6 protein-coding genes are annotated in these 12,271 nt (G+C 68.3%); 5 read left to right on the top strand and 1 reads right to left on the bottom strand.

Going from position 1 to position 12,271, the window contains the following annotated elements; all coding sequences use genetic code 11:
• Window positions 1-198 precede the first annotated feature (198 nt).
• On the bottom strand, window positions 199-1,962 hold the full coding sequence (locus E1J61_RS06350) for a sigma-54-dependent Fis family transcriptional regulator (protein ID WP_133093277.1): 1,764 nt from the start codon (window positions 1,960-1,962) through the stop codon (window positions 199-201).
• 177 nt (window positions 1,963-2,139) lie between these two features.
• Between E1J61_RS06350 and E1J61_RS06345 the strand changes: the two genes are divergently transcribed.
• The 5 genes from E1J61_RS06345 to E1J61_RS06325 all read left to right on the top strand — a co-directional run bounded on the left by E1J61_RS06345 (window position 2,140) and on the right by E1J61_RS06325 (window position 12,189).
• Window positions 2,140-3,690 (top strand): acyl-CoA carboxylase subunit beta, encoded by a 1,551-nt coding sequence (locus tag E1J61_RS06345; RefSeq protein ID WP_133093276.1) that lies wholly within the window; start codon window positions 2,140-2,142, stop codon window positions 3,688-3,690.
• Window positions 3,691-3,741: 51 nt separating this feature from the next.
• A complete protein-coding gene (locus tag E1J61_RS06340) occupies window positions 3,742-7,059 on the top strand; it encodes a carboxyl transferase domain-containing protein (protein WP_133093275.1) in 3,318 nt (1,105 codons plus the stop codon).
• Window positions 7,060-7,101: 42 nt separating this feature from the next.
• A complete protein-coding gene (locus E1J61_RS06335; RefSeq protein ID WP_133093274.1) occupies window positions 7,102-9,573 on the top strand; it encodes a CoA transferase in 2,472 nt (823 codons plus the stop codon).
• Window positions 9,574-9,617: 44 nt separating this feature from the next.
• Window positions 9,618-10,646, top strand: a complete 1,029-nt coding sequence (locus E1J61_RS06330; RefSeq protein WP_133093273.1) for a tripartite tricarboxylate transporter substrate binding protein — start codon at window positions 9,618-9,620, stop codon at window positions 10,644-10,646.
• A gap of 196 nt (window positions 10,647-10,842) precedes the next feature.
• On the top strand, window positions 10,843-12,189 hold the full coding sequence (locus tag E1J61_RS06325) for an MFS transporter (RefSeq protein ID WP_133093272.1): 1,347 nt from the start codon (window positions 10,843-10,845) through the stop codon (window positions 12,187-12,189).
• The last annotated feature ends 82 nt before the right edge of the window (window positions 12,190-12,271 follow it).

Here is a 12,271-nt window from a genome sequence, read left to right as displayed (position 1 = left end):
GCAATGGCGCTCGAGCGGGCGCTGGTCAGTCATGGCGCAGTTCGCGCACGAAGGCCTCGTATGCGACGGGCTCATGAATGCAGGCGCTGGTCAGGCCCGGTCGCGATCGGTCGACGCACATTCTATCGACATCGGCGACGGTGCCGATAGGGCGCCTGGCGACCCGGTGGGCGGCAACTTCAGCCGGGTGGCGCGCACCTATTTCGATTGCGACGGGTTCGGTCCGCGTTCCAGGATCTTGTACAGGTGCGAGCGGGAGATCCGCAGTTGCTCGGCTGCGCGCTTCTTGTTGCCGCCATGGCGCGCGACCGCGTCCATCACCGCGGCATAGGCCAGTTCCTTCATGCCCGCGGCCGGGTCGCCCGGCGTGCGAAGTGCGGAAGAGGGCGATGGCAGCTCGTCCGCCGCGGAAGCCTCATATCGATGCGCTTGCCCGGCCGCATGCACAGGGGGCTGGCTTTCCAGCCCCGATAGCCCGCGCGCCGATTCGCCGCGTGCGAAGTCCGCTACGCGCAGCGTCCGGCCATCGCAGAAGACCAGCGCTTCCTCGATGCGCTGGCGCAGTTGGCGCACATTGCCGGGCCAGGGCTGGCCGGCGAGGTGGCGCGCCACTTCGTGGTCGATGCCTGGCGCCGGCATGGCGTTGCGCGCGCAGAAGGCGTCGACGAAATGCTGCAGCAGAGCCGGGATGTCCTCGCGCCGCTGGCGCAGCGCGGGAATGCGCAGCACCACGCCGCTGAGCCGGTAGTACAGGTCGAGGCGGAAACGCCCGGCATCGATCAGCTCGGGAATGTCGCGGTTGGTGGCCGAGACCAGCCGGAAGTCGACCCGCTGCGCGCGGCGGCTGCCCAGGCGTTCGACCATGTGGTCTTCGAGCACGCGCAACAGCTTGACCTGCATCTCCATCGGGATGTCGGCGACCTCGTCGAGAAAGACCGTGCCGCCCGCTGCCAGCTCGAGCTTGCCCGCCTGTCCCTGGCGCTGGCTCCCGGTAAAGGCGCCGGGCGCATGGCCGAACAGTTCGGATTCGATCAGCGTGGCTGGCAGGGCGGCCAGGTTCAGGCTGACCAGCGGACGGGCGCTGGCCGGCTCGGCTCCGGCGCCGTGGATGGCGCGGGCCACCAGCTCCTTGCCGGTGCCGCTTTCGCCCAGGATCAGCACCGGCACGTCAAGGCGTGCCACGGTCTGGATTTCGCGGCGCAGGCGCTGCATCGGCGCGCTTTCGCCGATCAGGCCAAAGGTCGGCTGCCGCTCGGGCAAGCCGTCGCGCAGGTGATCAAACTCGCGCTGGTAACGCGCCACTTCCGAACGCAGCTCGACCAGTTCCTTGTGCATGCGGCCCAGGGCTTCGGGCCCCTTGAACATGACCTGGCCGATGGCGCCCACCACCTCGCCGTCCTGGCGGATCGGCATGCGGTTGACCACGCGGGTGGCGCCGTCGAGCTGCTGCAGCTGCCCGATCTCCGCCTTCCCGCTGGCCACCACCTGCGGCAGCCGCGAATTGGGGATGACCTCGGCCGCCGGGCGGCCGATGCCGGCACCGGTGTCGAGGCCCAGGAATTTCTCGTGGACGGGGCTGATGAAGCGCACCCGTCCCTCCTTGTCGACCACGGTGATGGCCTGGTAGGGATCGTTCAGGAAGTGGTCCAGGATCGCGCCGGCGAAAGGCACTGTGCCAAGGAAGTCGAGCAGCACGGCCTGTCTGTCGGTGCGATGCAGAAGGATCAGCTGGTGGTCGCCGTCTTCCAGGCTCAGGCCGATGAAGCGCCGCGTGCCTGCCTCGACGGGGAAAAGCCGGCGCCCCTCGCCCGGCGCCTGCGCGTGTGCGCATGCGGTGAACGCCGCGTCGGCAATGGCCGGGTCGGTACAGGCTCCGATCGCCGCCAGCCGGCAGCCGTCGCGAGAACAGACCAGCACCCCGAGCGCGATTTCGTCGATGTCATGTGTCGTCAATGAGGACACTTGATCTCTCCATGCGTGCCTCTGATGCGGACACGCCTGTGTACTTGTGACGGACATCCTAACGGCGGCCCGGTATTTATTCAATGAAATCAACGCGTAATCGAGCGCCCTGTGGCTGGCACGGCTCCTGCGGAGTGTTGGCGACACGTGTACCGCGCAAAGACACAGGAGAGGACAGTGAGCTGGCAGCCCGAAATCGATGAACTGGCCCACCGCCGGCGGCTTGCCGCCCGGATGGGCGGCGAAGGCAAGGTGGAACGCCACAAGGCGGCCGGCAAGCTGACGGTGCGCGAGCGTATCGATGCCCTGGCCGATCCCGGCTCGTTCCGCGAGGTCGGGGGCCTGACCGGCAGCGGCCGCTATGACAGCAACGGGCGGCTGGTGGACCTGGTTCCCTCGAACCTGGTGATGGGCCGCGCGCAGGTCGGCGGCCGGCCGGCGGTGCTGGTGGGCGACGACTTCACCGTGCGCGGCGGCGCCAACGAAGGCGCAGTGGGCGACAAGCTGATCCACGCCGAAAAGATGGCGCACGACCTGCGGCTGCCGATGATCCGGCTGGTCGACGGCACCGGCGGCGGCGGTTCGGTGCGCAATATCGAGATCAAGGGCCATACCCTCATCCCCACCATGAAGGTCTGGCAGCACGTGGTGGAGAACATGTCCGTGGTGCCGGTGGTGTCGCTGGCATTGGGATCCGTGGCGGGCATGGGCGCGGCCCGCGTGGCCGCCAGCCATTATTCGGCGATGGTCAGGGAAACCTCGCAACTGTTCAACGAGGGCCCGCCGTCGGTGGTGGCCCGCGTGGGCGAGGAACTGAGCAAGAACGAACTGGGCGGCAGCCAGATCCACACCCGCAACGGCGTGGTGGACGACGAGGTCGGCACCGAGCAGGAAGCCTTCGCGCGCGCGCGCCGGTTCCTGTCGTATCTGCCGCCTTCCGTTTTCGAGCTGCCGCCGCGGAGCGAGCCCGACGACGACCCGGCGCGCCGCGACGAATGGCTGCTGTCGGCAATTCCGCGGGATGGCCGGGCCGACTACAGCATCCGGCCCATCGTGCAGGCGCTGGTGGACGCCGATTCCTTCTTCGAGATCGGCATGCACTGGGGCTGCGCCGTCATCACCGCGCTGGCACGGCTGGATGGCTGGCCGGTGGCGGTGATCGCCAGCGACCCGTCCTTCCATGGCGGCAGCTGGGACAGCGCCAGCGCCGAGAAATTCACGCGCTTCGTCGACATGGCGCAGGCCTTCCACCTGCCGGTGGTCAACCTGGTCGATACGGCCGGGTTCCAGGTGGGCCTCGAGGCCGAAAAGGCGGGAATCATGCGCTACGGCGTGCGCGCGCTGTCGGCGCTCTACCAGGCCACGGTGCCGTGGTGCTCGGTGATCCTGCGCCGTGCCTACGGCGTGTCGGCGGCCGGCCACCAGCACATGGGGCGCTTCAATTTCCGCTACGCGTGGCCCTCCGCCAACTGGGGCGCATTGCCGATCGAAGGCGGCCTCGACGTTGCCTACAAGGCCGAGATCGAAGGCGCCGACGATCCGGTGCAGAAGCGCGCCGAGATCGAGCTGCGCGTGCGCAGCCTGACGTCGCCGTTCCGCAGCGCGGAAGCGTTCGTCATCGAAGACATCATCGACCCGCGCGAGACCCGCACGCTGCTGTGCGAGTTCGCCAACCTGGCGGCGCCGCTGCGCGAAGCCGGCATCAGCCGGTTCGGCATCCGGCCCTGAGCGGCCAGGCACCCACGGCACAGACATCGAAATACAAACGAGGAGACTGCATTGAAGAAGCTGTTGATCGCCAATCGAGGTGAGATCGCGCTGCGCGTGCTGCGTGCCGCACGCGATCTCGAAATCGGGACCGTCGCGGTCTATTCGCAAGACGACCAGGGCGCGCTGCACCGGATCCTGGCCGACGAGGCCGTTGCCCTCGATGGTGCCGGGCCGGCTGCGTACATCGACATCGCAGGCATCATTGCCGCGGCGAAAGCATCCGGTTGCGATGCCATCCATCCGGGCTATGGCTTCCTCAGCGAACGGGCCGATTTTGCTCAGGCCTGCCACGAGGCCGGCATCCGCTTTATCGGCCCCACCGTCGAGCAGCTTGCACTATTCGGCGACAAGGGGCGGGCGCTGGAACTGGCGGCCGACAGCGACGTGCCGGTCATGCCGGCCACGCGCGGCGCAGCGTCGCTCGAGGAAATCACCAGCTTCTTCGACCAGCAAGGCGGCGCGGGCGTGGTGATCAAGGCGGTCGGTGGCGGCGGCGGGCGCGGCATGCGCGTGGTGCGCCGGCGCGAAGAACTGGCCGAAGCCTATGCGCGCTGCCGCTCCGAGGCGGGCTCGGCGTTCGGCATCGATGCCGTCTATGCCGAGCGGCTGGTGGCCCGCGCGCGCCATATCGAAGTGCAGATCGCCGGCGACGGCGCGCACGTCATCGCCCTCGGCGAGCGCGACTGCACCCTGCAGCGCCGCTTCCAGAAGCTGGTGGAAATCGCCCCCAGCCCGGTGCTCAGGCCGCAGCTGCGCGAGCAGATCATCAAGGCGGCGCTCAGGCTGGCGCGCAGCGTCAGCTACCAGAGCCTGGGCACCTTCGAGTTCCTGGTCGAGGAAACCGAATCCGGCGAGCAGAAGGATTTTGTCTTTATCGAAGCCAATCCCCGCCTGCAGGTCGAGCACACCATCACCGAGCAGGTCACCGGCGTCGACCTGGTCGCGCTGCAGATCGGAATCGCCGCGGGACAGACCCTCTCCGATCTCGGCCTGGACCCCGCTGCGCCGCCGCAACCCCGCGGCTATGCCATCCAGGTGCGCATCAACGCGGAAATGACCGACGCGCACGGCCTGGCGCGCCCGGTGCACGGCCGCCTGGAGCGCTTCGATCCGCCTTCGGGCCCCGACGTCCGCGTCGATTCCCATGGCTACGCCGGCTATGAACCGTCGCCCAACTTCGACACGTTGCTGGCCAAGCTGATCGTCAGCAGCGCGGCGCCGAAGTTCGACGCGGCCGTGCGGCGCCTGCAGCGCAGCCTGGCGGAGTTCCGCATCGCCGGCGTCCCGACCAACCTCGACCTGCTGCGCGCGCTGGTGCAGCGCGACGATTTCCTCGCGCAGGATGTCCATACCCGGCACTTCGAAGCGATCGTGCAGGAGCTGACCGCATCGGCGGAGGCCATCGCTCAGGCCGGGCGCGCGCAGGAAGCCTTGCTGGGCGGCCCGGCCCGTGCTTCGCATGCGCCTGCGCCGCGCCACGCCGATGCGGAAGAGGAGGTCGGCGAGGGACTGGTGGCGATCCGTGCGCCGCTGACCGGCAGGGTGGTGGAGATTGCCGTCGCGCTGGACGAGATCGTCAAGCCGGGGCAGACCGTCGCGGTGCTCGACGCCATGAAGATGGAGCACGCCATCGCCGCGGAATGCGGCGGGCGCGTGGTCGACCTGCGGCTGGAGCCGGGCGCGCTGGCCGCCGAAAACCAGGTGCTGATCGTGCTGGAGCAGCTCGAGGCCGATGGCATCGCCGTGGCTGCCGCCCAGCAGGTCGATCCCGATGCGATCCGCGCGGACCTGCAGCGCGTGCTGGACCGGCATGCCTACCTGGATGACGCCGCGCGCCCCGATGCCGTCGCCAGGCGCCGCTCGCGCGGGCAGCGCACCGCGCGCGAGAACGTCGCCGACCTGTGCGATGCGGATACCTTCGTCGAGTATGGAGCGCTGGCACTCGCCGCGCAGGCTTCGCGCCGCAGCCAGCAGGACCTCATTGCCAACACCCCGGCGGATGGCCTGATCACGGGCATCGGCAATATCAATGGCGAACTGGTCGGCAAGGATCGGGCGCGCAGCGCGGTGATGGCCTACGACGCCACGGTGATGGCCGGCACGCAGGGCAAGCGCAACCATATCAAGACCGACCGCATCGTGGAGGTGGCGCTGCGCGACGAACTGCCGCTGGTGCTGTTTGGCGAAGGCGGTGGCGGCCGGCCCGGCGACGTGGATTTCCCTTCGGTATCCGGGCTGTACCAGCCGTCGTTCGCCGCCTTTGCCGAGCTGAGCGGTAATGTGCCGGTGGTGGGCATTGTCTCGGGGCGCTGCTTCGCCGGCAACGCGGCCTTCCTCGGCTGCTGCGACGTCATCATTGCCGACCGGTCGGCCAATATCGGCATGGCGGGACCGGCCATGATCGAAGGCGGCGGCCTCGGCATCTTCAGCCCCGAAGAGGTCGGGCCCGCATCGGTGCAGCATGCCAATGGCGTGGTCGATATCCTGGTCGACAACGAGGCCGAAGCCGTGCAGGCAGCGAAGCACTATCTGTCGATGTTCCAGGGCCGCGTGGCGCACTGGAGCGCACCGGAGGCGCTGGCGCTGCGCCATGTCGTCCCCGAGAACCGGCTGCGCGTCTACGACACCCGCAAGGCCATCGAGGGCATTGCCGATGCCGGCAGCGTGCTGATGCTGCGCAGCGGCTTCGGCGCGGGCATCCACACTGCGCTGGCCCGCGTGGAAGGGCAGCCCGTCGGCGTCATGGCCAACAACCCCTATCACCTTGGGGGCGCCATCGATGCGGATGCCGCGGACAAGGCGTCGCGCTTCATGCAGCTGTGCGATGCGCATGGGCTGCCGATCGTCTCGCTGATCGACACCCCCGGGTTCATGGTCGGGCCGGAGGTCGAGGCCCGCGCACAGGTGCGGCACGTGTCGCGCATGTTCCTGACGGCGGCCAAGCTGCGTGTCGCGCTGCTGGCGGTGACGCTGCGCAAGGGCTACGGGCTTGGCGCCATGGCCATGGCGGGCGGCGGCTTCCGCTCGGCCAGCTTCACCGTGTCGTGGCCGACCGGCGAGTTCGGCCCGATGGGCCTGGAAGGCGCGGTCAGGCTGGGCTTCAAGAAGGAGCTTGAGGCCGTACCGGATGGTCCCGAGCGCAAGGCGCTGTTCGACCGGCTGGTGGCCCAGTCCTACGAGCGCGGCCACGCGATCAACACCGCGGCCGCCGTCGAGATCGACGCGGTGATCGACCCCGCGCAGACACGGAAGTGGATCGCACAGGGCATCGCCTCCGCGGAAGTGCGCAGCCGCAGGGAGCGCCGCGGCTTCATCGATGCGTGGTAAGCGCCGTGCCTGACGAGTCCACAGACAGAGCCAGGAGTTTTCATGATCAAGCATGGGATTGACCCGGCGCAGCTGGCGCTGGGTGGGTTGCGCGTGCTCGAAGTCGGCAGCGGGCCTGCGCTGGCGTACGCAGGCAAGCTGTTTTCCGATTTCGGCGCCGAAGTCATCAAGGTGGAAAGCCCCTCCGGCGACGCCTGGCGGCGGATGCCGCCCATGGTCAGCGCAGCGGGGGCCGCGCAGCCGGAAAGCGCGCTCTTTGCATGGCTGAACACCAACAAGCGCAGCGTCACCGCGGACGACGGTAACGCCGAGGACCGCGCATGGCTGGCCCATCTGGCGCGCACGTGCGACGTGGTGCTGGATGCCCGTGCGCTGGCTGAAGGCCCGGGCATCCTCGGCACGCCGGTCTGGCAGGGCATGGCCGAGGAAGCGCGGGGGCAAGAGCCGATCGAGGTGGCACTCACCTGGTTCGGCGAGAGCGGACCATACAGCCATTACGCTGGCGCTGAAGCAGTATGCCGCGGACTTGCCGGCGCCGTGCATGGCAGCGGCCCCGCAGATGGGCCGCCACACATGCCGCACGACGTGCAGTCGGCGATCGTGGTCGGCTTGAGCGCATTCTCGGCCGCCGCCGCGGCGCTGATCGGGAGCGGGCAGGGCAGCCGCCGCTATGTGCTGAGCGCCCACGAATCCATCTTCAGCGTGGTCGAGATGGAAGCCGGCATGGTGCAGGACAAGCGCCATCCGCTCCAGCGCCTTGGCGTCAACCGGTTCTGCGGCACGCATCCGGCCGGGATCTACCAGACCGCCGAAGGCTGGATCGGCATCTTTACGCACACCCTGCCGCAGTGGAAGGGCCTGTGCGAGGCCATCGGGCGTCCGGACCTCGGCAGCGATCCGCGCTACGCAAGCGGCCCGGAGCGGATGGCGCGCGCAGACGAGATCGACGCGCTGCTTCTGCCTGCGTTCCTGGCGCGCACGGCCCGGCAGTGGTTCGAGATCCTGGGCGGCAAGAAGCATCCCGCCGTGATCGTGCCGACGATGGAGACCCTGCTCGGCCAGGAAGTGCATCGGCAGCGCGGTGCCTTCGTGCCGGTCGGCGTGGGCGGCGCGTCGTTTGAAGGCCCGGTGGTGCCGCTACGCCTCGACGCGGCGGGTCCGCTGCCCGGCGGGAATGCGCCGGCAAAGGGCGAGCATGACCTGCACTATCGAACCTCGGGGCTGGATCATCGCCCGCGTCTGAGCCTCAGGCGAACGGCAGGGGAGCGCTTGCCGCTGCAAGGTATCCGCGTCATCGACCTGACGATGGGCTGGGCGGGACCGCTTGCGGCGCGGACGCTGGCCGACTTTGGCGCGGAGATCATCAAGGTCGAAAGTACCGGCTATCCCGACTGGTGGCGCGGCGCCAATTTCACTGAGGCTTTCTATCGGGACAGGCTGTACGAGAAGAACTCGAACTTCAACCTGATGAACCGCAACAAGCTGGGCATCACGCTGGACCTGACGCGCCCCGAAGGCAAGCAGTTGCTGCTGCAGCTGGTCGAAGGCGCCGACGCGGTCATCGAGAATTACTCCGCGGAGGTCTTGCCAAAGTTGGGGCTGGACTACGAAGCGCTGCGCGCCAGGAACGAACGGCTTGTCATGCTGTCGATGCCGGCCTTCGGGCTTGGCAATGCGTGGAGCAATACCCGCGCCTACGGCGGCACGCTGGAGCAGGCCAGCGGGCTGCCGCTCTACACGGGGCACCCCGATGGCCCGCCGGCGATGACGTCATACGCTTATGGCGACCCGATCGGCGGCCTCAATGGTGGCGCGGCGATCCTGCTCGCGCTGTTTGCCCAGCAAGCGACGGGGCAGGGGCGGCACATCAACCTGTCGCAGGTGGAGGCCATGTTGCCGATGGCCGCGCCGTTCATGCTGGAGCAGTCCATCTCCGGCGCCGTATCGCCGCGCCAGGGCAATCGCCATCCGATGTACGCGCCCCATGGGTGCTTCCGCTGCGCTGGCGACGATGCGTGGATCGTGCTGACTGTTACCGACGCGGACTGGCCCGCGCTATGCCGGGCGATCGGACGGGCGGACCTCTCCGCCGATCCGCGGCTGGCGCAGGCAGCGGGGCGGCGCGCCGAGGCGGACAGGATCGAGCAGGCGATCGGGTCCTGGTGCATGGCGCGGGACGCCGAACAGGCAATGCACCTGCTGCAACAGGCCGGGATCGCCGCTGGCGTGGTGCGTCCCATGTCGCAGGTGCTGCAGGACGCCCATCTGCGGTCGCGCGGATTCTGGTGCGAAGTCGAGCGCGCCCATATCGGCACCTACACCAGCAGCACTGCCTGGTTCAGGACCGGGCCAGGCCCTGTGCCCATCCGCAATGTCGCGCCGACGCTGGGCGAACACACCGAAGCGGTGTTGAGCCGCGTGCTTGGACTGGGCGCGGAGCAGATCGCAAGCCTGGAGCGGCAGGGCATCACCGGCACCGTCGCGAAACCAAAGCACGCGAAGGAAACGCCATAGGCCGGCAAGTATTCAGCACACCATTACTACGATACGGAGACGATATGAACAAACCGACATGGATCCAGCGCTGCCAGGCAAGCGCAAAGGCCGGCAAGTTCAGCATGGCGGCAGCCGCGCTGGGCATCCTGGCCGCGACGATAGCCGCGCCGGCTGCGGCGCAGAATAACGGCTGGCCCAGCAAGCCGATCCGCATGATTGTCCCGTTTCCGGCGGGGTCGTTCACGGATACCGTGGCGCGGGTGCTTTCGGAGCGCCTGACCAAATCCCTCGGCCAGCCCGTGGTCGTGGAAAACAAGGCCGGAGCGAACGGGCTGATCGGTGTCGGCGAGGCCGCCAGGGCCGCGCCCGACGGCTATACCTTGCTGGTCACCAACTCCAGCAGCATCACCATCAATCCGCAGATCTACAAGAAAGGCACTTACTCGCCGAAGGACTTCACGCCGGTCACCCTGGTCCTCGAAGCGCCATTCATCCTTGTCACCAATCCGGACTGGTCGCAGAAGAACTCGGTCGGTTCGGTACCGGAGCTGGTGCGCTACGCGACGCAGCATCCCGGCAAGGTCAGCTATGGCTCGGCCGGACCGGGCAATATCGCGCATCTCAGCTTTGCCATGCTGAACAACCGGGCGAAGATCAAGACCACGCACATTCCGTACAAGTCCGCTGCGCAGGCACAACTGGCCGTGATCAGCGGCGAACTGGATACTGCCTTCGATACCTGGACGGCACTGCCGCAGATCAGGGCCGGCAAGCTCAAGCCCATCGCCGTCAGCGCATCGAAGCGCATGGCGCAGTTGCCGGATGTGCCGACGCTGGAGGAACTCGGCATTGCGCCCTTCAACGTGACCTTCTGGATCGGCATGCTGGCACCGGCCGGCACGCCGCCGCAGATCGTCCAGAAGCTCCATTCGGTGATGCAGGGGGTTCTCGAGGACGGCAAGGCGAAGACAGCGCTGGGACAGCAAGGCGATGTCGTGATGATCGATCCGGCCAACTTTGCGAAGCGCGTGGAGAAGGAAGAGGGCAACTGGACGGCGGTGATCCAGCGTGAAGGCATCACGCTGGACTGACCCGGCAGACTGCACGGCGGCGGACGGGAATCCTGCGGGAAATGTGCATACATATGAAGCCCTCTTCAGCACGCTGAAGCGTTTTCCCGTATCGTGTCGGTCTGGTGCTGCCACTGGCGGCCACCGGTAACCGGCAACGACAGTGTCAAGCACAGCGCCCCTTCCCTCCGCGTCTGCCGCCGCCGCAGACAACGCCATGACCGCGCGCGAGCGCCGCGGCATGGCCGCCATCCTGATCGCGGTCGCCCTGGCGACCCTCGATACCGCCATCGCCAATACGGCGCTGCCCTCGATCGCCGCCGACCTGCGCGCCACGCCGGCGGCGTCGGTCTGGGTGATCAATGCGTACCAGCTGGCCATGGTCGCCACGCTGCTGCCGTTCGCGGCGCTGGGCGGCATCCTGGGGCACCGGCGCATCTATCTTGGCGGCGTCGCGGTATTCACCGTCGCGTCGGTCATCTGCGCGCTGGCGTGGTCGTTGCCGACGCTGGCGGCGGCACGTGCGCTGCAAGGCATCGGCGCGGCCGCGATCATGAGCGTCAACACGGCGCTGATCAGCTCGATCTTTCCGATGCACAGGCTGGGGCGCGGGGTGGGATTGAACGCGCTGGTGGTCGGGGTGTCGTTCGCGGTGGGGCCGACGGTGGCGTCGGTGATCCTGTCGTTCGGCACGTGGCCGTGGCTGTTTGCCGTCAACCTGCCGATCGGTCTGCTGGCGCTGGGGATCGCGCGCGGCGCGCTGCCGCAGACGCCGCGCGGCACGCAATCTTTCGACCGGGTCGCGGCGCTGCTCAACGTGGTGGCCTTTGCCGCGCTGATCTTCGCGCTCGGCGAGGGCGCGCAACGCGCGCCGCTGCACGAGTCGCTCGCGGCCGCGGGCATATTCGTGGTGGCGTTCGGGCTGCTGGTCTTGCGCGAACGCGGCCGGCCCGCGCCGATGCTGCCGCTGGACCTGTTCCGCCGGCCGATGTTCGCGCTGTCTACGCTGACCGCGGTGTGCTCGTTCGCGGCGCAGGGGCTGGCGTTCGTGTCGCTGCCGTTCTACTTCCAGCATGTGCTGGGGCGAGGGCAGGTCGAGACCGGGTTCCTGCTGACCCCATGGTCGGTGGTGGTGGCGCTGATGGCGCCGCTCGCTGGCCGGCTTTCCGACCGCTATCCGCCCGGCCTGCTGGGTGGCGTGGGACTGGCGGTGCTGAGTGCGGGCATGGTGTCGCTGGCGCTGTTGCCGGACAATCCCAGCGCGCTCGATATCGGCATCCGCATGTGCATCTGCGGGGCCGGCTTTGGCTTTTTCCAGTCGCCCAACCTGAAGGCCCTGATGGCCAGCGCGCCGCGTGAGCGCAGCGGCGGCGCCAGCGGGGTGATTGCCACCGCGCGCCTGCTCGGCCAGGCCACCGGCGCCGCGCTGGTGGCGTTGTGCTTCGGCATCGGCGGAACCCACGGTCCGGGGCTGGCCCTGGCGCTGGGCGCCGCGTTTGCCGCGGTGGCGGCGATAGCGAGCTGGCTGCGGCTGGTCGCGCCCGACCCGCTGGCGCCGGCCTGACCCTTGCCTGACCCTTGCATCGAGCATGGCCTTGTGTTTTGTATCGATCGATCTATAATTCGTTTCATAGCGAACGATACAA

Source organism: Cupriavidus sp. L7L (assembly GCF_004353535.1).
In the GTDB taxonomy this organism is placed as follows: domain Bacteria; phylum Pseudomonadota; class Gammaproteobacteria; order Burkholderiales; family Burkholderiaceae; genus Cupriavidus; species Cupriavidus oxalaticus_A.
This window is presented reverse-complemented; position numbering and strand designations above follow the sequence as displayed.

Coding starts and splice junctions, on each gene's coding strand:
- E1J61_RS06335 (WP_133093274.1), top strand. CDS start 7,102: ATGATCAAGCATGGGATTGACCCGGCGCAGCTGGCGCTGGGTGGGTTG.
- E1J61_RS06330 (WP_133093273.1), top strand. CDS start 9,618: ATGAACAAACCGACATGGATCCAGCGCTGCCAGGCAAGCGCAAAGGCC.
- E1J61_RS06325 (WP_133093272.1), top strand. CDS start 10,843: ATGACCGCGCGCGAGCGCCGCGGCATGGCCGCCATCCTGATCGCGGTC.